The sequence below is a fragment of the Streptomyces sp. ISL-94 genome, assembly GCF_018614075.1.
Taxonomy (GTDB): Bacteria; Actinomycetota; Actinomycetes; order Streptomycetales; family Streptomycetaceae; genus Streptomyces.
In genome coordinates this window covers 1-24,918 of sequence record NZ_JAGGOZ010000110.1, presented here as the reverse complement: position 1 = coordinate 24,918, position 24,918 = coordinate 1, and the positions used below count along the sequence as shown (strand labels likewise).

The following is a 24,918-nucleotide window of genomic DNA, read 5'->3' as shown; positions in this document are numbered from 1 at the left end:
TCCGTGCCCCGGCTGCCTACGTTATTCGGTCGGGCTGTCAGGCCGTCACTTCGCGGCCTGCTGCCGCTCCACGGCCGCCTTGATCAAGCCCGCGAACAGCGGGTGCGGGCGCGTCGGGCGCGAGCGCAGCTCCGGGTGGGCCTGGGTGGCCACCAGGTAGGGGTGCACCTCGCGCGGGTACTCGACGTACTCGACGAGCTTGTTGTCCGGGGAGGTGCCGGAGAAGACGAGGCCCGCCTTCTTCTCCAGCTCGCCGCGGTAGGCGTTGTTGACCTCGTAGCGGTGCCGGTGGCGCTCGTCCACGTACGCCTGGTCTCCGTAGACCTCGCGCACGATGGAGCCCTCGGCGAGCTTCGCCGGGTACATGCCCAGGCGCATGGTGCCGCCCAGGTCGCCCGCGCCCTCGACGAAGGCCAGCTGCTCCTCCATGGTCGAGATGACCGGGTTGGCGGTGGAGGCGTCGAACTCGGTGGAGTTCGCGTCCTCGATGCCCGCCAGGTTCCGCGCGGCCTCGATGACCACGCACTGCAGGCCCAGGCACAGGCCGAGCAGCGGGATCTTGTTCTCGCGGGCGTAGGTGATCGCGCCGACCTTGCCGTTGACACCGCGGTCGCCGAAGCCGCCGGGCACGCAGATCGCGTCCACGTCGGCCAGCTGCGCCGCAGCGCCCGCCGGGGTCTTGCACTCGTCGGAGGTGACCCACTTGATCTGGACGCGGGCCTTGTTGGCGAAACCGCCGGCGCGCAGCGCCTCGGTCACCGACAGGTAGGCGTCCGGCAGGTCGATGTACTTGCCGACGAGCGCGACCTTGACCTCGTGGTCGGGGTTGTGGACCCGGTCCAGCAGGTCCTCCCACACCGTCCAGTCCACGTCCCGGAAGGGCAGGTCGAGCTTGCGCACGACGTACGCGTCCAGGCCCTCGGTGTGCAGCACCTTCGGGATGTCGTAGATCGACTTGGCGTCGATGGCCGCGACCACGGCCGCCTCGTCCACGTCGCACATCAGCGAGATCTTGCGCTTGATGGAGGTCGGGACGTCCCGGTCGGCGCGCAGCACGATCGCGTCGGGCTGGATGCCGATGTTGCGCAGGGCCGCGACCGAGTGCTGGGTCGGCTTGGTCTTCAGCTCGCCGGAGGGGCCGATGTAGGGCAGCAGCGAAATGTGCACGACGAAGACGTTGTCGCGGCCGACCTCGTGGCGGACCTGGCGGACGGTCTCCAGGAACGGCAGCGACTCGATGTCGCCGACGGTGCCGCCGACCTCGGTGATGACGACGTCGACGTCCTCGGTCGCCATGCGGCGGATGCGGTGCTTGATCTCGTTGGTGATGTGCGGGATGACCTGCACCGTGTCGCCGAGGTACTCGCCGCGCCGTTCCTTGGCGATGACCGTGTTGTAGACCTGGCCGGTGGTGACGTTGGCCGAGCCGTCGAGGTCGACGTCGAGGAAGCGCTCGTAGTGGCCGATGTCCAGGTCGGTCTCGGCGCCGTCGTTGGTGACGAACACCTCACCGTGCTGGAACGGGTTCATCGTGCCCGGGTCGACGTTCAGGTACGGGTCGAGCTTCTGCATCGTGACCCGCAGACCGCGCGCCTTCAGGAGCGCACCCAGGCTGGAGGCCGTCAGGCCCTTGCCGAGGGAGGAAGCGACACCCCCGGTGACGAAGATGTGCTTGGTCGTCATGGATTTGGGCGGCATCGCCAAGAGGGGGCTCCCGTGGTCGCGAGGTGAGGTGCGTCGGACGCCGGCCGCCGTCGATCCGGAAGGGTCTCAGGGGGCGCCGAAGCTGCGGTTTCGGGGCTCCTGATTCGCACAGGCAGACCACCGGTCCACGGGGTACCAGCCTATCAGCGCCCGGACCCGTCCGCCTCCGGCCGCGCGGCGCGGAGGTTCCGTCCGGGGGTCGGCGCAGGGCCGCCGCAGGCCGCCGCGCCCGCGCGGCGGCCCCTCACCCGTTTGGCCCAGCCACATTCTTCGGGGGCTTCAGGAGATCACTAGGGTGCCGTTCTATCCTGCTCGGATATCGCACACATCGCCGCCGAGCAGTCCGTCGGACGGCGTAACCGAGCCGGGATACGGAATCATGGCTCACGCGGGGGATCCACACACAGGAGACCGCGCACCGCGCAATGCAAGCGCCCCTAGGGGCGGACGTGGCCGTTCGACTGGAGATGCACGTGTCCGGGCGCATCGAGGATTACGCACTGATCGGGGACATGCAGACCGCCGCGTTGGTCTGCGTGGACGGGGCTGTGGACTGGTTGTGTCTGCCCCGTTTCGACTCCCATGCCATTTTCGCGAGCATTCTCGGCACCGAAGATCACGGTTTCTGGCGGATCGGCCCGGCGTTCCCGGCGGGATCCGAGGCCCCGCGTGCCACCCGCCGCCGCTACCGCGGCGACTCGCTCGTGCTCGAGTCGGAGTGGGAGACCCCGCGCGGCACCGTCCGCGTGATCGATTTCATGCCGCCCCGCGAGGACCACGCCCCGCAGCTGATCCGCATCGTGGAGGGCGTCAGCGGGCGCGTCCCGATGCGGTCCGCGCTGCGCATGCGGTTCAGCTACGGGCGCGTCGTGCCGTGGGTGCACAAGGTCGACGGGCGCACCGTGGCCGTCGCCGGCCCGGACTCGGTCTGGCTGGACACCGATGCGCAGACGTACGGCAAGGACCTGACCACGTACTCCGACTTCACCGTCGGGCCGGGCGACCGGATGGCCTTCAGCATCAGCTGGGAGCGTTCGCACCGGGGCGCGCCGGAGGCCCCTGACGCCGAGGCGGCGCTGGACTCGACCACCGAGTTCTGGCGCGAGTGGGTCGAGCAGTGCACCTACCACGGGCCCTACCGGGAGGCGGTCGTCCGCTCCCTGATCACCCTCAAGGCCCTGACCTACGGCCCCACGGGCGGGATCGTCGCCGCTCCGACCACCTCCCTGCCGGAGGAGATCGGCGGCGTCCGGAACTGGGACTACCGCTACACCTGGCTGCGCGACGCCGCCATCACCCTGTCCTCGCTGCTGCGCACCGGCTACCGCGAGGAGGCCCGCGCCTGGCGCGAGTGGCTGCTGCGGGCGGTGGCCGGCGACCCGGAGAACCTGCAGATCATGTACGGGATCGCGGGCGAGCGGGAGCTGGGCGAGACCGAGCTGGACTGGCTGCCGGGCTACGAGAACTCCCGCCCGGTCCGCGTCGGGAACGGCGCCGCCGGCCAGCTCCAGCTCGACGTGTACGGCGAGGTCACCGAGGCCCTGCACCTGGGCCACATGACCGGCCTGGCCCGCAGCGACTACGCCTCGCTGCTCCAGCTCAAGCTGATCCGCTACCTGGAGACCCACTGGGACCAGCCGGACGAGGGCATCTGGGAGGTGCGCGGCCCCCGCCGGCACTTCGTGCACTCGAAGGTGATGGCCTGGGTGGCCGTGGACCGCACGATCAAGCTGATCGAGAGCGGGGACGCGGACGGACCGCTGGAACGCTGGCGCGAGCTGCGCGACGAGATCCACCAGGACGTGTGCGAGAAGGGCTACGACAAGGAGCGCAACACCTTCACCCAGTCGTACGGCTCGCAGGAGCTGGACGCCTCCCTGCTGCTGATCCCGCAGATGGGCTTCCTGCCGCCCGACGACAAGCGGGTCATCGGCACCATCGAGGCGATCCAGCGCGAGCTGTCCACGCCCGACGGTTTCATCCTGCGCTACCCGACGACGGGCTCGGAGGCCGGTGTGGACGGCCTGGAGGGCGACGAGGGGGCCTTCCTCGCGTGCTCGTTCTGGATGGCCGACGACCTGGCGATGATCGGGCGGGTGGACGAGGCGCGGCGGCTCTTCGAGAGGCTGCTGTCGCTGCGCAACGACCTGGGACTGCTGGCGGAGGAGTGGGATCCGCGGCTCCAGCGGCAGGTCGGGAACTTCCCGCAGGCCTTCAGCCACGTTCCGCTGATCGACACGGCCCTGCGGCTGACGGCAAGCGGGGCGTACGGAGGCTGACGGCGAGCGGGGCATACGGAGGCTGACTAGCCTGGAAGTGTCGTATGCCCCTCCGCCCCTCCCGGAAGGGGGTAGCCATGGCTCCCCTCTCGAAGGCGGCCACGGCGCTTGCCGAGCTCCGCGACGACCTGTCCGGCGACGTCTTCGCTCCGGAGGATCCGGGGTACGACGAGGCCCGCACGGTCTTCAACGCGATGGTCGACCGCAGGCCCGCGGTCATCGCGCAGTGCGAGAGCGCGGTGGACGTGGTGACCGCCGTGCGCTTCGCGCGGCGGCTCGACCTGCCCGTCGCGGTGCGCGGCGGCGGCCACAGCGTCGCCGGGATGTCCCTCAACGACGGCGGCCTGGTCGTGGACCTGCGCCGGATGCACGCGGTCACGGTCCATCCGGGGGCGTCGGCCGTGCGCGTCGAGGGCGGCGCCACGATGAGCCACCTGGACCGGGCCTGCGAGCCGTACGGGCTGGCGACCACCGGCGGCCGCGCCTCCACCACCGGGGTCGGCGGCTTCGTACTGGGCGGCGGCACCGGCTGGCTGGACCGGAAGTTCGGCCTGGCGGTGGACAACCTGCTGGGCGTGGACCTGGTCACGGCGAACGGCGAGATGGTGACGGCGACGGCCCAGGACCACCCCGAGCTGTTCTGGGGGCTGCACGGCGGCGGCGGGAACTTCGGCATCGCGACCTCGCTGACCCTGCGGCTGCACGAACTGCCGGTGATGTCGATCGCGTTCCTGCTGTACCTGCCGGAGCGCGGTCCCGAGGTGGTCCGTACGTACCGGGACATCATCGAGTCCGGACCGCGCGAGGCCGGCGGCGGCGCCATCTACCTGACCGGCCCGCCCGAGGAGTTCGTCCCGCCGCACCTGGTCGGCCTGCTGCTGGCGGGCGCGCTCGTGACGTACGCGGGCCCCGAGGAGGAGCTGCGCAGGCTGGCGGCGCCGCTGCTGGCGATCCCGCACGAGGTGGAGATGGTCACCGCCATCCCGTACGCCGACCTGCAGTGCATGATCGACGACCCGCCGGGCATGCGGAACCACTGGTCGGCGGAGTACCTGACGGGTGTGCCCGACGAGTTCGTGGACGTGTTCTGCGCCCGCGCGGACTCCATGCCGGTGCCGACCGGCACCCAGCACGTCGTGTGGCCGCAGGGCGGCGCGATCGCCGAGGGCCCGGCCGACTACCCGGTGCCGTTCCGCGACGCGCCCTGGGCGGTGCACCCCTTCGGCATCTGGGAGGACGAGGCCGACGACGAACGCGCCCGGCAGTGGGTCAGGGACGTCCGCGCCGACGTCCGGCCGTGGAGCACCGGCGCGGTGTACCTCAACTTCACCGGGGACGAGGGCCACGACCGGGTGGTCGCGGGCCTCGGCGCCGAGAACATGCGGCGGCTGGGTGAGCTGAAGCGGGAGTACGACCCTGACAACGTCTTCCGCTTCAACCACAACATCAAGCCCTTCTAGGACTTACGCGAGGGCGGCGATCACCTCGCGTGCCGCGCGCTCGCCCTCGGTGGCGCCGCCCTCCATGAAGCCCTGGAAGTCGTAGCTGCAGTGCTCGCCGCCGATGTGGACGTTGCCCTGCGCGGTGCCCTCGTACTTGGCGTAGCGGTGCAGGTAGCCGGTGGGCCAGTACGAGTAGGCCCCCAGGGAGTACGGGTTGCGGTGCCAGGCCGAGAGCTGGGCCCGCCCGTTCCAGACCGCCTTGGTCCCCGGGAAGAAGGAGTCGACGCCGGTCAGCACGCGGCCCGCGAGGTCGCGTACGTACGGATCGGCCTCGGTGGCGAAGGGGGTCGCGGGGGTGAGCGCCCCGGCCAGGGTGCCGCCGCCGTACTGGAGCAGGATCCCGCCGGTGCCGGGCTGCACCTTGGTGGTGTCCCAGGTCTGCTGGACGGTGGAGTCCGTGAAGCAGTCGCCCGCGGAGACGCCCGGCCAGGGACCCGTGCCGCGCCAGGGGCGGGTGGTGAACTGCATGTTGAGCTTGGTGCAGTAGCCCATCCTGGCGTCCCTGAGCAGGTTGCGCATGAGGGGGTCGAAGCCCGCCCCGGAGGTGTCGATGCGCTGGAGGATCGGCAGCGGCAGGCACAGGACGGTGTGGTCGGCGACGACCGTGCGGGTGGCGCCGGAGTCGTTGAAGGTGAGGGTCTGGGTGCCGTCGGAGTTGGCGCGTACGGCGACCAGCTCGCGGCCCATCACCAGGGTGCCGGCGGGCAGCGCGGCGGCGATGGCGTTCGGCAGCCGGTCGTTGCCGCCGGTGATGTGGTAGCGCTCGTTGGACAGGCCCCAGACGTTGAACTTGCCGGGATTGGGCTGATAGCCCATCAGGAGGACCAGGGCGAGGGCGGACTGCCGGTCGGTGTCGGCGCCGTACTCGACGTTGTAGGCCACGTCGATGAAGCGGCCGAGCTGCGAGCCGTGGCCGCCCGGGACGCGGGTCTCGATCCACTCGTACAGGGTCATGTTGTCGAGGGCCGTGCCGGCGGGGGTGGTGGTATTCCAGGAGACCTCGCCGGCCTCCTGGAGGTCGCGGTGCAGCGCCTGGTAGACGGCCTTGAAGTCCTCGTCGGCCTGGGTGCGGGAGTAGTACTCCCCGTTGAACCAGAGGACTTCCTCCGCCCCGTTGGGGCCGCCGCCGAGGAAGTCCTCGGTGGGCAGGTTGAAGCGTCGGCACAGCTCCAGGATCTTCTTGTGGCTGGTGTCGATGAGCTCGCCGCCGATCTCGGAGGTCTGCCCGTACGCCCAGTGGTCGCGCTGGGTCCACATCCGGCCGCCCACGCGGGCCGGGTTGGCCTCGTAGAGGGTGCAGGGGACGCCCGCGTCCTTGAGGGTGAGGGCGGCGGTCAGGCCGGAGATGCCGGCGCCGACCACGGCGACGCGGGCGGGGCCGAGGGGCTTCTTGGCGGGGGCGGACTCGGCGGCGTAGGCGGTCGCGGTGGAGGCGAGGGCGGTACCGAGGCCGAGGGCGGCGGCCCGGCCGAGGAGTTCGCGGCGGGTGGAGCCGCGGACCTCGGCGGCAGGCAGGTCGAGGCGGCGGGCGGCGGCGTGCTCGGCGGCGAGCCTGCGCAGGGCGTGCATCACGGGTGTACGGGCCATGGCGGGGCTCCTCAGACGTTCGCGGCGGCGGTGGACGGGGACGGGGAGTCGGTGCGCTCGGCGGCGTCCTCCAGGACGATCCGGCCGATGATCTCGTAGCGCGCGGGGGCCTTCACCTTGAGCCAGAGGCCGAGGCCCAGGCCGCCGAGGAAGACGGCGCCGACGATCCACGGGATGAGCTTGAAGAACAGCGAGCCGGCCGCGGCGCCCGCGGCGGTCTCCATGTTGAGCACCAGCAGGACCACGACGGCGGTCATGCCGACACCGCCGAGCAGCGGCGCGGTCATGGTCTTGAACCAGTGCCGGTCCTCCGGGTGGTTCTTGCGGAAGTACCCGATGACGGCGAAGGAGCAGAGGGTCTGGACGATCAGGATCGCCATCGTGCCGAGGATCGCGAGCAGGGTGTAGAGGTGCAGGTAGGGGTCCTGCCCGGTGAGCCAGAAACCGGCGACGAGCGCGGTGGCGATGGCGGTCTGCACCACCGAGGCCACGTACGGCGAGCCGTGCTTGACGTGGGTGCGGCCGAGCTTCGGGGACAGGAAGCCCTCGCGGCCGATGGCGTAGAGGTAGCGGGCGGCGCACTGGTGGAAGGCCATGCCGCAGGCGAAGGAGCCGGTGAGCAGCAGCCATTGGAAGGCGTCGACGGCCCACGCGCCGATGAAGCTCTGGGTGGGGGCGAAGAAGAGGTCGAGGGGGCTGGCGGAGGCGGACAGCTCCACGGACTTGGCCAGGCCGTTGCCGGCGATGGTCATCCAGGAGACGTAGATGTAGAAGAGGCCGACGCCGACGACGGAGATCAGCGTCGCCTTGGGGATGACCCGCTTGGGGTCGCGGGACTCCTCGCCGTACATGGCGGTGGACTCGAAGCCGACCCAGGACCAGAAGGCGAAGAAGAGGCCGAGGCCGGCGGAGGTGCCGGTGAAGGCGTTCTTCGGGTTGACGGGCTCCAGCGGGATCCCGTCCGGGCCGCCGCCCGCGATCAGCACGGCGGTGGCGACGACGAACAGCACGGCGATCTCGGCGACGAGCATCACCCCGAGGGCCTTGGCCGTGAGGTTGATGTCGAAGTGGGCGAGGGCGGCGGTGACGGCGAGCATGGCGGCCGCGTACAGGACCCAGGGCAGGTCGACGCCGAGCTGGTCGTGGACGGTGGTCTTGGCGAAGTAGGAGAAGACCCCGACGATCGAGGCCTCGAAGACGATGTAGGCAAGGACGGCGAGCATCCCGGACGCCATGCCGGCGATCCGGCCGAGGCCGTGCGAGATGTAGCCGTAGAAGGCGCCGGCGGCGGTGATCCGCTTGGCCATGGCCACGTAACCGACCGCGAAGACCGTCAGGACGAGCGTCGCGAAGAGATAACCGGCCGGTGCGCCGGTGCCGTTCCCGAAGCCGACGGCAATGGGGAGGTTGCCGGTCATGGCGGTGATCGGGGCGGCGGTGGCCACGGCCATGAAGACGACGCCGACCAGTCCGACCGAGTTGGCTTTGAGCCGCTGCACCTGCGGAGTTGTCGAGTCCTTGGGTGGCTGACCGGTGATACCTCTGCTCATGGCTTCCTCTTCCGTGTGGAGGGCGCCCACTCTCTCCCCGCGTGACGCAGACCACAATCGGCACGTGGTCCGATAATCTCCTTCCGGGGGCGACGAGTTGTCGGGCCGGACGGGGGCATATGGCTGTCCGTAACCGGCCGGTGATGTGCACGGAACAGGCCTGCCGGTAGCGTCCCGCGCTATGGACAACCAGGGCGGAATCACGGTTCAGCGGGCACTGGAGCTGCCGGGGCTGCGCAGCGGGCTGCCGGAGGTGGTGGCCTGCGCCGACCGGCTCGGCCGGACCGTCCGCTGGGTGCACGCGGGCGAGGTGCCGAACATCGCGTCCCTACTCAAGGGCGGTGAACTGCTGCTGACCACGGGTCTCGGCCTCGGCACCCGGCCCGCCGAGCAGCGTGCCTTCGTACGCCGCCTCGCGGACCGGGGCATCGCGGCGCTGGTGGTCGAGCTGGGCCCGCGCTTCACCCGGCTCCCGGCGACGCTCGTGGAAACGGCCCGCGCGGCGGGTCTGCCTCTCGTCCAACTCCACCGCGAGGTTCCCTTCGTCACGGTCACGGAGGAGATCCACACCGAGATCGTCAACCACCACTACGCGCTGCTCCAGCGGGCCGAGGAGGTCCACCGGCGGTGTACGGAGGCCCTGTTGGGCGGCGGTGGCATCCCGCACGTCCTGCGGATCCTGGCCGACTTCACGGGAAACCCGGTCTTCCTGGAGACCCCCGACGGGCAGCTGCTGTACGCGGCCGGCAGCTCGGGCGGGGACGCGGGCGCCGATCCCCTCCAGGTGTGGGAGGGCCTGCGGGGCCAGCGCGAGGCCGAGCCGTCGGCGAACACGGTGGTGGTCGACGTCCCGGGCGGCGGCCACGGCACGGGCTCGGTCCGCGCGCGGGTGGTCCTGGTCGGGGTCTCGGCCCCGCTGCAGCCGGTCCACCGGATGGCGGCGGAACGCACGGCGGGCGTGCTGGCCGTCGTGCTGATGCAGGCCCGTCAGGAGGAGGAGCTGGCGGCGCGCGGCCGCGGCGACTTCCTGACGGACCTGGCCGAGGGCCGCATCTCGGCGGAGGACGCCCCGGCGCAGGCCCGCGTCCTGGGCTTCAAGCCGGGGGCGGGACCGCTGCTGCCGATAGTGATGCGGCTGTCCTCGGAACTGGCCCCCTCGGGGAACTGGGCGGTCCTGGCCCGCGCGGTCCTGGAGGAGCTGTCGTCGGTCGGGGTCCCGGTGCTGCTGGGCGTGCGCCCGGTGGAGGGCCGCGTCCCCCTGCTGGTCTGCCTGCGCACCGAATCGGAACGCACGGTGGTGGCGGACCGGGTGGCCACGGCTCTGCGGGCGGGCGTCGAGCGCGCCGGCCTCGACCGTGCGGGGGCGCCGCCGGCGGTGGTCGTCGGGGTCCCGGGCGGCTGGGCGGCGGCCTCGGCGGGCCTGCGCCACGCCGCGGAGACCGCCACGGCGGCCCACGGCCTCCCGGCCCGCCCCTGGTACGACGCGCGGAGGCTGGACATCGACCTCCTCCTCTGGCGGCTGCGGGAACACCCCGACCTGGCGGCCTTCGTCGACCGCGCGATCGGCCCCCTGCGCACCCACGACACGACCTCGCGCCCGCCGCTCCTGCCCACCCTGGAGACCTACCTGGCCCACGCGGGCCGCAAGGCGGAGACGGCCCGCGAGCTCCACCTGAACCGCCAGACCCTCTACAACCGCCTGGCCCGCATCTCGGAACTCCTGGGCACGGACCTGGACGACCCCGAAACGGTCCTCTCCCTCAGCCTGGCCCTCCGCGCCCGCCGCCACGCCCCTGCTCCTTCTTGACGCGCTTCCTTCTTGACGCGTCCCTCGCACCGCTCGGCGCCAGGGCGCCTCACGGGCTTCGGGCCGCTGCGCCGGACTCCGTCCGGCGAAGGCCGGGCGGGACCCGGCCACCCGCGGCGGGCAGGCACCGTGGGGGGCGCGTGCGGGCGCGGGTGCGGGTACCGGGGCGGGCACGGGCGCCGGTACCAGGGCGGGCGCGGGTGCCGGTACCAGGGCGGGCGCGGGCGCCGGTGCGGGCGCCGGTACCGGGGCGGGCGCGGGTGCCGGTACCGGGGCGGGCACGGGCGCCGGTGCGGGCGCCGGTACCAGGGCGGGCACGGGCGCCGGTGCGGGCGCCGGTACCGGGGCGGGCACGGGCGCCGGTGCGGGCGCCGGTACCGGGGCGGGCGCGGGTGGGGTTGGCGGCCCTGCGGGGCGTGTCTCCTACCCGCCCTTCCACCGTTCCCCGGGGCTCCGCCCCGGACCCCCGAGCCGAACCGGCACCGTGGGAAATCCAGCCTCGCCGGCGTTTGAGGCGCGGGGCGCGGGACGGAGCCCCGATCCTGAACCCGCGCCCCACACACTCAGGTCGGCAAAATCCAGCCCCGCCGGCGATTGAGGCGCGGGGTGCGGGGCGGCGCCCCGCGATCGGGAGGGCCGTCGGCTAGCGCCGGCCCCGTTCCGTCAGCTCGTCGTAGACGGACAGCACCTGCGCCACCGTGTCGTCCTCCGACGGCCACGTCGCCGCCTGCGCACGCCCGGCGGCAGCCAGCCCGGCCCGGCGGTCCGGGTCCGCCAGCAGGCCGGCCACGGCCGAGGCGAGGGCCCCCGCATCCCCCGGCGGGACCAGCACCGCGCCCTCCCCCACCAGCTCCCGCACGCCCCCCACCGCCGTCGCCACCAGCGGCACGCCCACCCGCAGCGCCTCCTGCGCCAGCAGGGCCCGCTCCTCCCGCCGGCTCGGCAGTACCGCCACGTCCGCCGCCGCCAGCAGCTGCGCCGCGTCCCGGCGCCGCCCCAGCAGCCGTACGGGGAGCTCCTCGGCCTCGATCCGCCGGGACAGTCCGGCCCGGAGCGGCCCCTCGCCCGCGATCACCAGCAGCGGCACCGGCTCCAGCGTCCGCCACTCCCGCGCCGCGTCGAGCAGTACGGAGTACCCGCGGTGCGGCACCAGGCTCCCGACCGCGATCAGCAACGGCCGCTCCACCGCTCCGAGTTCCGCCCGCGCCTTGCCGGGGTCGGCATCCGTCCCGGCCGCCGGCACGGCAACCGGCGCCAGCCGCGCGTCCCGCGCACCCCGCAGCCGCGCGAGGTCCACCTGGTCCGAGGAGGACCCCAGCACCACCGCCGCGGCCCGCGCCACGTGCCGCTCCAGCATCCGGCTCAGCCGCCCGAGCGCCCCCGCGGCCGCCGGGCCGTCGCCGTGCCAGCTCACCACCAGCGGCACCCGGCGCCCCCGCAGGGCCAGCGCGGCCCGCAACCCGGCCCGCACCCCGTGCGCGTGCACCACATCGGCCCCGGCGCACGCGGCCCGCAGCGCCCCCACCGCGTCGGGCTCGAACTGCGCCCCGGCGCCGGTGAAGTCGTACTCCCCCTCCGCCTCGACGGGCGCGCACACCGTGACCCGTACCCCGCGCGCGGCGAGCCCGGTCGTGAGCGACCGCACGTGCGCGCTGTTGCCCACGCCCGCGGCCCCGCCCAGCACTTGGACGGTACGGAGCGGCGGCCGCCCGTAGGGCTGTGCCGGGAGGGAGGCGGAGACCGGGGAGCTGCTCACGGGCCGAAGCTCCAGGGTGAGGGAGTCAGAGACGTCGCCCAGAATGCCAGTCCGCACGCGCGTTCCGGGACCATACGAGTACGGATCCGGTGAGAGATACCGCGGGACACCCCCCAGCCTCACCCACACGGGCTATCGGAGTGTCACCCCGAGGCCCCGGAAACGACCAAGGGCCCGGAGTGCCACGCACCCCGGCCCCCGGCCCGCGTATCCGCCTACCCGTATCGCCGTTATCCCCGTATCCGCGTCCGGCCGGTCAGCCGTCCGCGCGCGCCGCCGCGAGGAGTTCCTCGGCGTGCGCACGCGCCGACGCCGAGTCCTCGTGGCCGGCCAGCATGCGCGACAGCTCGCGGATCCGGGCCTCGCCCTCCAGGACGGTGACCCCGCTGCGCGTCACGGACCCGTCGTTGGTCTTCTCCACGAGCAGCTGCCGGTCCGCGAAGGCCGCGACCTGCGGCAGGTGCGTGACGACCACGACCTGCGCCGACTTGGCCAGCTTCGCCAGCCTCCGGCCCACCTCGACCGCCGCCTTGCCGCCGACGCCCGCGTCGACCTCGTCGAAGAGGTATGTGGGCACCGGGTCGGAGCCCGCGAACACGACCTCCACCGCCAGCATCACCCGGGACAGCTCACCGCCCGACGCGCCCTTGGCGATCGGCCGCGGCTGGGCTCCGGGGTGCGGGGCCAGCAGCAGCTCGACCTCGTCCGCGCCCGAAGGGCCGTAGGCGACGGCGCGGCCGTCCACCTCCACCCCGTCCCCGTCCTCGACCTGCCGGATGTCGATCGTCACCCGCGCGTGCGGCATCGCCAGCGACGCCAGCTCCTCCGTCACGGCCGAGGCGAACCGGGTGGCCGCCTCCACCCGCGCGTCCGTCAACGCCTGCGCCAGCACCGACAGTTCGGACCGCAGCCCGTCCCGCTCCGCGGTCAGCTCCGTGATCCGCTCGTCGTCGCCGTCCAGCTCCAGGAGCCGCGTCGCGCCCCGCTCGGCCCACTCCAGCACGGCGTCCACGGTGCCGTCGGAGCCGTACTTGCGCGTCAGCTGGGTCAGGGCGGCCCGCCGCTCCTCCACCGCCGCCAGCCGCAGCGGATCGGCGTCCAGGTCGTCGGCGTAGCCCGCCAGCTCCCCGGCCACGTCGGACAGCAGGATGCCCAGCTCCCCGATCCGCTCGGCGAGCGCGCCGAGGGCCGGGTCGTGGGACCGTACGGACTCCAGGGCCCGGTGCGCGCCCGCGACGAGCGTGTTCGCGTCGATGCCCTCGGGGTCCTCGGGATTGCCCGCGAGCGCGGCATGCGCCACCTGGGCCGCCGAGGCCAGCGACTCGGCGTGCCCGAGCCGCTCCGCCTCCGCCGCCAGCTCGGCGTCCTCGCCGGCCACCGGCTCCACCGCCGCGATCTCGTCGAGCCCGAAGCGCAGCAGGTCCGCCTCCTGGGCCCGCTCCCGGGCCCGGGTGGTGATCTCCTCCAGCTCGGTGGTGACCGCGCGCAGCCTGCGGTAGGCCGAGCCGTACTTCTCCAGCGGGACGGCGACGGCGTCCCCGGCGTACCGGTCGAGGGCCTGGCGCTGCCGGGCCGGCCGCAGCAGCCCCTGCTGGTCGGTCTGCCCGTGGACGGCCACCAGGTCGTCCGCGAGCTCCGCGAGCAAGCCGACGGGCACGGACCGGCCGCCGACGTGGGCGCGCGAGCGCCCCTCGGCGGACACGGTCCGGCTGATCAGCAGGGCGCCGTCGTCGAGCTCGGCCCCGGCCTCCTCGGCGCGCACGGCGGCGGGGGCGTCGGGGCGCATGACGATGCGGCCCTCGACGACCGCGGCCTTGGCCCCGATCCGTACGAGCGCCGGGTCGGCGCGCCCGCCGAGCAGCAGCCCGAGACTGGTGACGACCATCGTCTTGCCCGCACCGGTCTCGCCGGTCACGGCGGTGAAACCGGGCGACAGCTCGACCACCGCGTCGTCGATGACCCCGAGCGACCGTATCCGCATCTCCTCAAGCACGGGACGACCATACCGAGGTTTCACGGGTGCCATGTGACGTCACCCGCCCAGAGATTCCCGAACGAGTGTGCTATTGCGGGCGGGGTCTCAGTGGGGCGCCCCACGCCACCCCGACACGGGCAGCGCGAACTTCGCGACGAGCCGGTCGGTGAAGGACGCGTGGTGCAGGCGCGCCAGCCGTACGGGCACCGCCCCGCGCCGGACCTCCACCCGGGCCCCGGCCGGCAGCTCCAGCATGCGCCGGCCGTCACACCACAGCACGCCGTGCGGGGTCCCGGTCTGCACCTCCACCGCCAGCACCGAGTTCGGCGAGGTCACCAGCGGCTTCGCGAAGAGGGCGTGCGCGCTGATCGGCACCATCAGCAGGGCCTCCACCTCCGGCCAGACCACCGGCCCGCCCGCCGAGAAGGCGTACGCAGTCGAGCCGGTCGGGGTCGCGCAGACGATCCCGTCGCAGCCGAAGCCGGACACCGGGCGGCCGTCGATCTCCAGGACCACCTCGAGCATCCGCTCCGGCGACACCTTCTGGACCGCGGCCTCGTTCAGCGCCCAGTCCTGGTGGACGATGTCGCCGTTCGTGCGCACGGTCACGTCGAGCGTCATCCGCTCCTCGACCTCGTACTCGCGCGTCACCACGCGGTCCACGACCTTGTCCAGGTCATCGCGCTCGGCTTCGGCGAGGAAGCCCACCCGCCCCAGGTTCACGCCCAGCATCGGCACCCCCGAGGCGCGCGCGAACTCCGCGCCCCGCAGCAGGGTCCCGTCCCCACCCAGCACGATCAGCAGCTCACAGCCGTCCAGCACCCCCGGCGTGGACTCGGTGACCAGCTCCACCTCGCGCGGCAGCGGCAGGTCCGCCGCCTCGTGCGCGAAGACCCGTACGCCCAGCCCGGACCGCAGCAGGCCCTTCACGACCAGCTCGGCACTGCGGATGGCCGCCGGCCGCCCGGTGTGCGCGAGCAGAAAGACGGTGCGCCCCCCACCCGGAGCCGCCAGGTCTTGCGAACCTGCCGACACCGATGCACCCAATGAACCCAATGCACCCGCTGAACCCGCTGAATCTGTCACTGCGGCCCCTCCGCCACTGCACGGTCAACATCCGCCGGGTCGAGTGCCGGTGCCCCCGCCCGCAGCCACAGAAAGTACTCGACGTTCCCCGACGGCCCCGGAAGCGGACTCGCCGTCACCCCGAGAACCCCCAGTCCCAGCTTCCAGGCCTGCGCCGCCACGTCCCGTACGGCCTCGGCCCGCAGCTCCGCACTGCGCACCACTCCACCGCTGCCGAGCCGCTCCTTGCCGACCTCGAACTGCGGCTTGACCATCAGCACCAGGTCGGCGTCCGGCGCCGTGCACCGCACCAGCGCGGGCAGCACCAGGCCGATCGAGATGAACGACAGGTCTCCGACGACGAGATCGGCCGGAATGCCGTCGATCTGCTCGACCGTCAGCTCGCGCACGTTCGTCCGGTCCTTGACGGTGACCCGGTCGTCGCTCTGCAGCGACCAGGCGAGCTGCCCGTAGCCGACGTCGACGGCCACCACGTGCGCGACGCCCGCGCGCAGCAGCACGTCGGTGAATCCGCCGGTGGAAGCCCCCGCGTCCAGCGCCCGACGGCCCTCGACGACCAGCCCCTGCGGCTGGAACGCGGCGAGGGCGCCCGCCAGCTTGTGGCCGCCCCGCGAGACGTAGTCGGGATCGCTGTCGTCCTTGAGGACCACGAGGGCCGCGCTGGTCTCGACCTGGGTGGCGGCCTTGGTCGCGGTGCTGCCGCCCACGGTCACCCGGCCTGCGGCGATCAGCTGCGCGGCGTGCTCGCGCGAGCGGGCCATGCTGCGGCGCACCAGTTCGGCGTCCAGGCGGCGGCGTGCCACTCCTGCCACGTTCGGTTCAGCTCCTGTTTTCGTACGGACCGGGGACGGGCGGTGCGTCCAGCGCGCTCAGCGCCTCGCGCAGCCCCCTGTGGACATCCTCGTACACGGCGAGGTGTCCGTCCGCAGGGAGGTGGTCGGCGTCGGCCAGCCGCGCCAGCTGCGCGTCCACCTCGGCGTGCCCGGTGGGAGTGCGTACGACGCCCAGCGCGGCGGGCTCGGCGGCGTCTTCGTCGGTCATGCCCCCGACGCTACCCCCAAGCGCCCGGCGACCACGCACGGCTCTGCGGTACGGTCGTGATCACGATGGCTACGATCGAGGAGTGCCGCGAAGCACTCGACCGACTCTCCGGCAACCTGGCGCGCGCCGATGGCGACGTGCGGGGTGCGGCCGCCCTGGACCGCTCCCTGAGCTGCCACATCACGGACCTGGACCACACCTTCACGGGCCGCCTCGACGGCGGCCGCATCCGCGTGGACGCGGTCGCCCCCGGCCCACCCGCCACAAAGGCCGAAATCCGCCTCGCGATGACCGGCGACGACCTGCTCGCCCTCGTCGCCGGCAACCTCCACTTCGCCAAGGCCTGGGCCTCCGGCCGCATCCGCCTGGAAGCCGGCCTCCGCGACCTGATGCGCCTGCGCACCCTCCTCTGACCCCCTCGGCGCCACTCCCGCCCCGCCGGCGTTTGAGGCGCGGGGTCCGGGGCGGAGCCCCAGGAAGCCGGGCCCCGGCCGCTAAACGGCGGCAGCCCGCGCCTTCCGCGCCGCCGGAATCACCAGCGGCGTCCCGGTCTCCGGATCGGAGATCACCTGGCAGCGCAGCCCGAACACCTTCTCCACCAGCTCCGCCGTGACCACCTCCCCCGGGGCCCCCTCCGCCACGACCTCCCCGCCCCGCATCGCGATCAGATGCGTCGCGTACCGCGCGGCATGGTTCAGATCGTGCAGCACGGCCACCAGCGTCCGCCCCTGCGTCTCGTGCAGCTCCGCGCACAGGTCCAGCACATCGATCTGGTGCTGGATGTCCAGGTACGTCGTCGGCTCGTCGAGCAGCAGCAGCGGCGTCTGCTGCGCCAGCGCCATCGCGATCCACACCCGCTGCCGCTGCCCGCCCGAGAGCTCGTCCACGGCCCGGTCGGCGAGCTCGGCGACCCCGGTCGAGGCCATCGACTCCGCCACGATCCGCTCGTCGTCCGCCGACCACTGCCGCAGCAGCCCCTGGTGCGGGTACCGGCCCCGCGAGACCAGGTCCGCCACCGTGATGCCGTCCGGCGCGATCGAGGACTGCGGGAGCAGGCCGAGCGTCTTGGCGACCTTCTTCGCCGGCATCGACCCGATGGCCTGCCCGTCGAGCAGCACCCGCCCGGCCGACGGCTTCAGCATCCGCGACAGCGCCCGCAGCAGCGTGGACTTGCCGCACGCGTTGGGCCCGACGATCACGGTGAAGGAGTGGTCCGGGATCTCCACCGACAGGTTCTCGGCGATGACCCGCTGGTCGTAGCCGAGGGTCACGTTCTCCGCGGTCAGCCGCTGCACTTGCGTACTCCTGAGGTTCATATACGTCCCGCCTTGCGCTCGGTGACGAGCAGCCAGAGCAGATAGACACCGCCGACCAGCCCCGTCACCACACCCACCGGCAGCTGGTCGGCGCCGAAGGCCCGCTGCGAGGCCCAGTCGGACACGAGCAGCAGTACCGGGCCCATCAGCGCGGCGGTCAACAGGTTGGCCCCGGGCGACCGGGTCAGCCGCCGGGCCAGCTGCGGCGCGGCCAGCGCGACGAAGCTGATCGGCCCGGCCGCGGCGCTCGCCGCGGTCGTCAGCAGGATCGCGGCCAGCATCAGCAGCAGCCGCGTGCGCTCCACCCGCACCCCCAGGGCGTACGCGGCGTCGTCGCCCATCTCCATCATCCGCAGGGCCCGGCTCTGCCCCAGGACCAGCGGGAACAGCACCGCGCACACCGCGAGCAGCGGCCACACCTGCGCCCAGTCCCGCCCGGCCAGCGAGCCGGTCAGCCAGACCATCGCCCGGGAGGCCTCCACCAGCTGGGCCTTGGTGATCAGGTACTGGATGACGGCCACGAGCATGGCGGACGCGCCGATGCCCACCAGGACCAGCCGGTAGCCGTGGATGCCCCGCTTGTACGCCAGCAGGTAGACGGCGGCGCCGGCGAGCAGCCCGCCGAGCAGCGCGCCGACGGCGACCTCGGTGGCCGAGCCGTTGAAGAGGATGATGACGATCAGCGCGCCGACCGCGGACCCGTACGAGAAACCGAGCAGGTCCGGAGAGCCGAGCGGGTTGCGGGAGACGGACTGGAAGACGGCCCCGGCCATCCCCAGGGCGGCGCCCACCAGCAGCGCCACCAGCACCCGCGGCAGGCGCAGGTCGTTGACGATGAAATCGTCGGCGGGGCTGCCGTTGCCCAGCAGGGTCTGTACGACGTCCCAGGGCGCGATGTCGAAGTCGCCGGTGCCGATGAGCAGCACGGCCATCGCCAGCGCGGCGACGGCGAGCAGCCCCCCGGCGGCCAGGGCGCGCCGTTCGACCCGCAGCGAGATACCGCCGGGAAGGTGCAGGGGACGGGTCTTGGCGGTCACGGTCACAGCTGGGCCATCCTCTTGCGCCGAACCAGGCAGATGAAGACGGGGCCGCCGATGAGCGCGGTCACGACCCCGACCTGCAGTTCGGCGGGCCGGGTGACGACACGGCCGACGACGTCGGCGCCGAGCAGCAGGACGGGCGACAGGACCGCCGAGTAGGCGAGCACCCAGCGCATGTCCGGCCCGGTGAACACCCGTACGAGGTGCGGGATCATCAGCCCGATGAACACGATGGGCCCGCAGGCGGCCGTCGCCGCGCCGCACAGCAGGGTGATGGCGAGCATCGCGCCGATCCGCGTCCGCGTCAGGTTCGCGCCGAGCGCCCGCGCGCTGTCGTCGCCCAAGGCCATCGCGTTGAGCGGCCGGCCCAGGGACAGCGCGAGCACCGCGCCGGCCAGGAGGAAGGGGGCGACCTGACGGACGGTGTCCATGTTGGCCGAGGCCAGCGAACCCACCGTCCAGAAGCGCAGCTTGTCCAGCGCCTTGCTGTCCATCAGCTGCACGGCGTTGATGTAGCCGACGAGGGCCGCGCTGGCCGCCGTACCTGCGAGCGCGAGGCGCACCGGCGTCGCGCTGCGGCTGCCGCCGAGCACGTAGACGACGACGGAGACGACGGCGGCGCCGAGGAAGGCCCACCACACGAACTCGCTCAGCGAGCCCGCGCCGAAGAAGCTGATCGCCGAGACCACAGCGGCCGCGGCCCCGGCGTTGACGCCGAGGATGCCCGGCTCGGCCAGCGGGTTGCGGGTCAGCGCCTGCATGACCGCCCCGGACAGGCCGAGTCCGAGCCCGACCATCATCCCGAGGAGCGTGCGCGGCACCCGCAGGTCCCGCACCACCACGTCGGAGGGCGTCCCCGCGTAGTGGAAGAGGCCGTGCCAGACCTCGTCGAGGGGCATCTGCTTGGCGCCCACGGCGATGCTCACGACCGCGATCAGCGCGAGCACCGCGAGGGCGCCGAGCAGACCGGCGGCACGCGCGGCATGGCGCGGGCGTGCGACGGCGGCCCGCGCGGACACCGTGCTCGGTTCGGGTTCAGGAGGACTCTCGACCAACACGCAAGTTAGGTTAGCCTACCCTCCACCCCGACGAATCCCCCGCCGGATCCTCCGAAGGGCCCTAAAGACCCAGCCTGGCCAGGGCCTTCGCCGCGTCCAGCGTGCAGACCCCGTCCCCGGCCGCCGTCCAGGCCGCCGCACACAGCGCCCGCAGCCCGTCCACCGGATCCCCGTCCTCGCCCTGCAGCTCCAGTACGCCGTCCCGCGCGACCGCGGTCCAGCCACCGCAGCAAAAACCCTCCGCCGCCCGCTCGACCTCCGGCTGACCGGTCAGCAGCCCCCGCAGGTCCCGGTCCACATATGTCGGCCGGTGCCGCGGCTCCGCCCGCACCAGCTGCGCCGCGTCCGTCACCCCGGTCAGCACCAGCAGCGAGTCCACCTCGCCGTTGAAGGCCCCCTCGATGTCCGTGTCCAGCCGGTCCCCCACCACCAGCGGCCGCCGCGCCCCGGTCCGCAGCACCGTCTCCCGGTGCATCGGGGGCAGCGGCTTGCCCGCCACCTGCGGCTCCGCGCCCGTGGCGATCCGTACGACCTCCACCGCCGCCCCGTTGCCCGGCGCGATCCCGCGCGCCCCCGGAATCGTCAGGTCGGTGTTCGACGCGTACCACGGCACGCCCCGGTTGATCGCGTACGAGGCCTCCGCGAACCGCCCCCACGCCAGCTCGGGCCCCCCGTACCCCTGGACGACCGCCGCGAGGCCCTCCTCGTCGGCAGACTCCACCGGCACCAGCCCCCGCTCGCGCAGCGCGACCCGCAGCCCCTCCCCGCCGATCACCAGCACCTTCGACCCCGGCTCCACCTGCTCCGCGATCAACCGGGCCACCGCCTGCGCCGAGGTGATCACCTCGGCCGCCTCGGTCGGGATCCCCAGCTCGCCCAGGTGCTCCGCGACGGCGTCCGGCGTCCGCAGGGCGTTGTTCGTGACGTACGCGAGGTGCATCCCGTCGGCCCGGGCCGCGGCCAGTGACTCCACCGCGTGCGCGATGGCCTCCCCGCCCGCGTACACCACACCGTCGAGGTCCAGCAGAGCCGTGTCGTACGCCTGGTGCAGACTGCGCTCACTCGCCGCGGGACTGGTCCTGCTCTGCCGGCTCATCGTGTCCGCTCCTCATACGTTCGATCTTGTCCGATTCCGTACTCCCCCGATCATCCCGCATCGCGAGACGCGTCTTACCATGCACCAATGACCACACCTGGCACCGCGGACCACGGGCTGCGCCTGATCCCGTTCCATGGCCTGCGCTACGTCCCGGAGCGCGTCGGCAGCCTGGCCGCCGTCACCTCGCCGCCGTACGACGTGGTCGTACGCCCCGACGGAGTCGACCACCTCGAATCCGCCGACCCGCACAACATCGTCCGCCTGATCCTTCCGCAGGCCGGCACCCCCGCCGCCCGCAACGAACAGGCCGCGCGCACCCTTCAGGACTGGCTGGCCGAGGGCATCCTCAGCGCCGACCCCGAGCCCGCGCTCTACGTGTACGAACAGCGCCGGGCCGGCCTCCTGCAGCGCGGCGTCATCGGCGCCCTCGCCCTGTCCACCGCCGACGCCGGCATCGTCCTGCCCCACGAGGACGTCATGCCGGACGTGGTCACCGACCGGGCCGGCCTGATGCGGGCCACCTGCGCCAATCTCGAACCCCTCCTCCTCACCTACCGCGGCGACGACCCCGCGGCGGGCGCGGCCGCGATCGTGGAGAACACCGCCCGACGGGCCCCCCTCCTCTCCACCACCACCGAGGACGGATTCCAGCACCGCCTCTGGGCCATCACGGACCCGGCGGAACTCGCCACCCTCACCGCCGACCTCAGCCACCGCCAGGCCCTCATCGCCGACGGCCACCACCGCTGGGCGACCTACCTGCGCCTCCAGCAGGAGCACGGCTCCCCGACCGCCTGGGACTTCGGCCTGGTCCTCCTCGTGGACACCGCCCGCTACCCGCTCCAGGTCCGCGCCATCCACCGGATGCTGCGCCGCCTCCCGGTCGCGGACGCCCTGGCCGCGGTCGCCGGCACCTTCCGGGTCCGCCCGGTCGACGGGCCGCTCCCCCTGGCCCTGGAGGCCCTCGCGGACGCCGCGGAACGGGGCAACGCCTTCCTCCTCACCGGCGACGGCACCTTCCACCTGGTCACCGACCCCGATCCGGCACTCCTCGACCGCACGGTCCGGCACGACCGCCCCGAGGCCTGGCGCCGGCTGGACGCCACCGTCCTGCACGCCGCCCTCCTCGACGCCGTGTGGCGCGTCCCGGACACCCCCGACCAGATCACCTACATCCACGACGCCGCCGCCACGGTGGCCATGGCCGAGCGCCACGGCGGAACCGCGGTCCTGCTGCATCCCGTACGGGAGGAAGTCGTACGGGACCTGGCCCGCCAGGGCGTCACCATGCCCCGCAAGTCCACGTCGTTCGGCCCGAAGCCGGCCACCGGCCTGGTCCTTCGCGGCCTGGCCTGACCGGACCCGGACGTGAAAAAGGGCGGTACCCCACCGGGGGTACCGCCGTTCTTCACTTCACCAGTTCACCGGCGCTTCAGACTCAGGCCTTGTCGTCGTCGTCCTCGACGACCGCGGCCTCGTCCGTGACGTCGAAGTCGGCCTCGGACTGCTCCAGCGGCTCGTACTCCTCGTCATCCTCGTCGTAGTACTCGGCGACGTCGGAGGCACGCTCGGCCGCGGCGACCTCGGCCGCGTCCTGCTCGTCGTCCTCGTCCTCGACCTCGTCCTCGTCGACGTGGTCGACCGCGGCGTCGAGGAACTCGACACCGTCGAGCTCGGCGAGACGGTCGGAGGCGTCCGTGGCCCCGTCCTTGTCCGCTTCGAGGGTCTTGCCGAACCACTCGCGCGCCTCGTCCTCACGACCGGCCGCCAGCAGGGCGTCGGCGTAGGCGTACCGCAGGCGCGCGGTCCACGGCTGGACGGAGCTGGAGGCCAGCTCCGGGCTCTGCAGGGTCACGATGGCGGCTTCGAGCTGCCCCTGGTCGCGCCGGGCACCGGCAGCGACCAGCCGCATCTCGACCTGGCCGGCCTTGTCCAGCTTCTGCACCTCGGGCTCGCCGGCCATGGCCAGCGCCCGCTCCGGACGGCCGAGGCCGCGCTCGCAGTCGGCCATCACGGGCCACAGCTCGACCGAGCCGGTCATGCGCTTGGCGGCGCGGAACTCCGCGAGCGCCTCGCTGTACTTCTGCGAGGCGTACGCGGCGAAGCCGGCGGCCTCGCGGACGGCGGCGACACGGGAGGCCAGCCGCAGGGCGATGCGCGAGTACGCGTACGCCTGCTCGGGATCCTCGTCGATCAGCCGCGCGACCATGACCAGGTTCTTGGAGACTTCCTCGGCCAGCCCCTTGGGCAGGCTCAGCAGCTCCTGACGCACATCGGCGTCGATCTCGAGACCGGTGACGTCCTCGTCGATCGGAAGCCGCTTGACCGGGTCCCGGTCGCGGTCCGCGCGGTAGTCGCGGTCGCCGCCACGGTCATCGCGACCACGGTAGCCACCGCGATCGTCACGGCCACCACGGAACCCGCCACGGTCGCCATCACGGTCGTCGCGACGGGGGTAGGACGGACGGTCGCCACCACGGTCGTCACGACGGAAACCACCGCCACCACCGGAGGGACGCTCGCCCCGGTCGTCACGACGGAACGGGGGGCGGTCCCCACCGCGGTCGTCGCGACGGGGGTAGGACGGGCGGTCGCCGCCACGATCGTCACGGCCACCGCGGAACCCACCACGGTCGTCATCACGACGCGGGAAGGACGGGCGGTCCCCACCACGGTCATCGCGACGCGGGAAGGACGGATGGTCCCCACCACGGTCATCGCGACGGAAACCACCGCCACCACCGGAGGGACGCTCGCCCCGGTCGTCACGACGGAACGGGGGACGGTCCCCACCGCGGTCGTCGCGACGGGGGTAGGACGGGCGGTCGCCGCCACGATCGTCACGGCCACCGCGGAACCCACCACGGTCGTCATCACGACGCGGGTACGACGGACGGTCCCCGCCACGGTCATCGCGACGCGGGAAGGACGGGCGGTCCCCACCACGGTCGTCACGACGGAAACCACCGCCACCGGAGGGACGGTCGCCACCGCGGTCATCGCGACGCGGGAAGGAGGGACGGTCGCCGCCGCGGTCGTCACGACGGAAACCGCCGCCACCACCCGTGGGACGGTCGCCACGGTCATCACGACGGGGGTACGACGGACGGTCGCCACCACGGTCATCGCGACGCGGGAAGGACGGGCGGTCCCCACCACGGTCGTCACGACGGAAACCACCGCCACCGGAGGGACGGTCGCCACCGCGGTCATCGCGACGCGGGAAGGAGGGACGGTCGCCGCCGCGGTCGTCACGACGGAAACCGCCGCCACCACCCGTGGGACGGTCGCCACGGTCATCACGACGGGGGTACGACGGACGGTCGCCACCACGGTCGTCACGGCGCGGGAAGGAGGGACGGTCGCCGCCGCGGTCGTCACGACGGAAACCACCGCCACCACCGGAGGGACGGTCGCCACCGGAGGGACGGTCGCCACCACGGTCGTCACGGCGCGGGAAGGAGGGACGGTCCCCACCACGGTCGTCACGACGGAAACCACCGCCACCACCGGAGGGACGGTCGCCACCGGAGGGACGGTCGCCACCACGGTCGTCACGGCGCGGGAAGGACGGACGGTCCCCACCACGGTCGTCGCGACGGAAACCACCGCCACCGCCGGCCGGTCGACCACCGCGGTCGTCACGACGGAACGGAGGACGGTCGCCGCCCCGGTCGTCACGGCCCCCGCGGTAGCCGCCCCTGTCACCGCCGTCGTTGCGCCGAGGCTCGCGCTCCGGACGATCGTCGGGAGAGTTGGACATGGGTGTGACTCCTGTCTTCGGGGTACCGCTAGTCATTCTCGCGCAACCAACCCATGGCCGCGCTTCGGCGTAAAGATGTACAAAAATAAAAAGGACCCTTGGTCCAGCGTTGAACGCTGGACCAAGGGTCCTTTGAAAGATTGTTCGGCGGCGTCCTACTCTCCCACAGGGTCCCCCCTGCAGTACCATCGGCGCTGAAAGGCTTAGCTTCCGGGTTCGGAATGTAACCGGGCGTTTCCCTAACGCTATGACCACCGAAACCCTATCGGTTTCGAGCGAACAAGCACACTTTGTAGTTATGTTCTAGCTCTAGAAACCAGCAACTGTTCGTTGCTTCAGAACTAACACAGTGGAC

Annotated in this window: 18 protein-coding genes, 1 rRNA gene and 1 pseudogene; 5 read left to right on the top strand and 15 right to left on the bottom strand. The window is 72.7% G+C overall.

Features of this window, described 5'->3' with window-relative positions; translation table 11 throughout:
• Positions 1 to 45 precede the first annotated feature (45 nt).
• Entirely contained in the window at positions 46 to 1,698 is a 1,653-nt protein-coding gene (locus J7E94_RS28845; RefSeq protein WP_215019739.1) for a CTP synthase, read from the bottom strand.
• Positions 1,699 to 2,153: 455 nt separating this feature from the next.
• Here J7E94_RS28845 and J7E94_RS28840 point away from each other — a divergent pair, with 455 nt between their 5' ends.
• Together J7E94_RS28840 and J7E94_RS28835 are read left to right on the top strand one after the other, a co-directional pair.
• The gene (locus J7E94_RS28840) at positions 2,154 to 3,983 is read left to right on the top strand and encodes a glycoside hydrolase family 15 protein (protein ID WP_215019738.1); all 1,830 of its coding nucleotides are present in this window, start codon (positions 2,154 to 2,156) and stop codon (positions 3,981 to 3,983) included.
• A gap of 77 nt (positions 3,984 to 4,060) precedes the next feature.
• A complete protein-coding gene (locus J7E94_RS28835; RefSeq protein ID WP_215019737.1) occupies positions 4,061 to 5,443 on the top strand; it encodes an FAD-binding oxidoreductase in 1,383 nt (460 codons plus the stop codon).
• A gap of 3 nt (positions 5,444 to 5,446) precedes the next feature.
• Here J7E94_RS28835 and J7E94_RS28830 read toward each other — a convergent pair whose 3' ends face one another.
• Together J7E94_RS28830 and J7E94_RS28825 are read right to left on the bottom strand one after the other, a co-directional pair.
• Positions 5,447 to 7,072 carry an NAD(P)/FAD-dependent oxidoreductase gene (locus tag J7E94_RS28830; protein ID WP_215019736.1) on the bottom strand — a complete coding sequence of 542 codons (1,626 nt, stop codon included), beginning with the start codon at positions 7,070 to 7,072 and terminating at the stop codon, positions 5,447 to 5,449.
• Between the two features lie 11 nt (positions 7,073 to 7,083).
• Positions 7,084 to 8,622, bottom strand: a complete 1,539-nt coding sequence (locus J7E94_RS28825; RefSeq protein ID WP_215019735.1) for an APC family permease — start codon at positions 8,620 to 8,622, stop codon at positions 7,084 to 7,086.
• Between the two features lie 181 nt (positions 8,623 to 8,803).
• Here J7E94_RS28825 and J7E94_RS28820 point away from each other — a divergent pair, with 181 nt between their 5' ends.
• A complete protein-coding gene (locus tag J7E94_RS28820; RefSeq protein WP_215019734.1) occupies positions 8,804 to 10,429 on the top strand; it encodes a PucR family transcriptional regulator in 1,626 nt (541 codons plus the stop codon).
• Positions 10,430 to 11,072: 643 nt separating this feature from the next.
• On the opposite strand, the gene J7E94_RS28815 is transcribed toward J7E94_RS28820, so the two are convergent.
• The 5 genes from J7E94_RS28815 to J7E94_RS28795 form a co-directional block, all read right to left on the bottom strand.
• Complete coding sequence (locus tag J7E94_RS28815) at positions 11,073 to 12,185, bottom strand: glycosyltransferase family 4 protein (protein WP_308345496.1); 1,113 nt, start codon at positions 12,183 to 12,185, stop codon at positions 11,073 to 11,075.
• A gap of 256 nt (positions 12,186 to 12,441) precedes the next feature.
• Positions 12,442 to 14,166: a DNA repair protein RecN gene (gene recN, locus J7E94_RS28810; RefSeq protein ID WP_215019746.1), complete on the bottom strand. Its 1,725-nt coding sequence runs from the start codon at positions 14,164 to 14,166 to the stop codon at positions 12,442 to 12,444.
• A gap of 99 nt (positions 14,167 to 14,265) precedes the next feature.
• Complete coding sequence (locus tag J7E94_RS28805) at positions 14,266 to 15,195, bottom strand: NAD kinase (protein ID WP_215019733.1); 930 nt, start codon at positions 15,193 to 15,195, stop codon at positions 14,266 to 14,268.
• Positions 15,196 to 15,242: 47 nt separating this feature from the next.
• Complete coding sequence (locus J7E94_RS28800) at positions 15,243 to 16,058, bottom strand: TlyA family RNA methyltransferase (protein ID WP_215019732.1); 816 nt, start codon at positions 16,056 to 16,058, stop codon at positions 15,243 to 15,245.
• Between the two features lie 7 nt (positions 16,059 to 16,065).
• Positions 16,066 to 16,287, bottom strand: coding sequence for a hypothetical protein (locus J7E94_RS28795; RefSeq protein ID WP_215019731.1), 222 nt, complete (start codon positions 16,285 to 16,287; stop codon positions 16,066 to 16,068).
• A gap of 65 nt (positions 16,288 to 16,352) precedes the next feature.
• On the opposite strand from J7E94_RS28795, the gene J7E94_RS28790 reads away from it, so the two are divergent.
• Positions 16,353 to 16,700 (top strand): SCP2 sterol-binding domain-containing protein, encoded by a 348-nt coding sequence (locus tag J7E94_RS28790; RefSeq protein WP_215019730.1) that lies wholly within the window; start codon positions 16,353 to 16,355, stop codon positions 16,698 to 16,700.
• Between the two features lie 81 nt (positions 16,701 to 16,781).
• Here J7E94_RS28790 and J7E94_RS28785 read toward each other — a convergent pair whose 3' ends face one another.
• From J7E94_RS28785 to J7E94_RS28770, 4 genes are all read right to left on the bottom strand, one after another.
• The gene (locus tag J7E94_RS28785; protein ID WP_251057372.1) at positions 16,782 to 17,603 is read right to left on the bottom strand and encodes an ABC transporter ATP-binding protein; all 822 of its coding nucleotides are present in this window, start codon (positions 17,601 to 17,603) and stop codon (positions 16,782 to 16,784) included.
• Positions 17,600 to 18,646, bottom strand: coding sequence for an iron chelate uptake ABC transporter family permease subunit (locus J7E94_RS28780; RefSeq protein ID WP_215019729.1), 1,047 nt, complete (start codon positions 18,644 to 18,646; stop codon positions 17,600 to 17,602). The genes J7E94_RS28785 and J7E94_RS28780 overlap by 4 nt, the downstream gene beginning before the upstream one ends.
• On the bottom strand, positions 18,643 to 19,701 hold the full coding sequence (locus J7E94_RS28775; RefSeq protein ID WP_374224514.1) for a FecCD family ABC transporter permease: 1,059 nt from the start codon (positions 19,699 to 19,701) through the stop codon (positions 18,643 to 18,645). The genes J7E94_RS28780 and J7E94_RS28775 overlap by 4 nt, the downstream gene beginning before the upstream one ends.
• 61 nt (positions 19,702 to 19,762) lie before the next feature.
• A complete protein-coding gene (locus J7E94_RS28770) occupies positions 19,763 to 20,797 on the bottom strand; it encodes an HAD-IIA family hydrolase (RefSeq protein WP_215019728.1) in 1,035 nt (344 codons plus the stop codon).
• Between the two features lie 87 nt (positions 20,798 to 20,884).
• On the opposite strand from J7E94_RS28770, the gene J7E94_RS28765 reads away from it, so the two are divergent.
• Positions 20,885 to 22,156 (top strand): DUF1015 family protein, encoded by a 1,272-nt coding sequence (locus J7E94_RS28765; protein ID WP_215019727.1) that lies wholly within the window; start codon positions 20,885 to 20,887, stop codon positions 22,154 to 22,156.
• Between the two features lie 82 nt (positions 22,157 to 22,238).
• Here J7E94_RS28765 and J7E94_RS28760 read toward each other — a convergent pair whose 3' ends face one another.
• The 3 genes and pseudogenes from J7E94_RS28760 to rrf all read right to left on the bottom strand — a co-directional run bounded on the left by J7E94_RS28760 (position 22,239) and on the right by rrf (position 24,822).
• Entirely contained in the window at positions 22,239 to 23,072 is an 834-nt protein-coding gene (locus tag J7E94_RS28760) for a tetratricopeptide repeat protein (RefSeq protein WP_215019726.1), read from the bottom strand.
• 561 nt (positions 23,073 to 23,633) lie between these two features.
• Positions 23,634 to 24,479 (bottom strand): annotated as a pseudogene (locus J7E94_RS35520) (hypothetical protein); the annotation flags it as partial.
• 226 nt (positions 24,480 to 24,705) lie between these two features.
• A 5S ribosomal RNA gene (gene rrf / locus J7E94_RS28750) occupies positions 24,706 to 24,822 on the bottom strand.
• Positions 24,823 to 24,918: the final 96 nt, after the last annotated feature.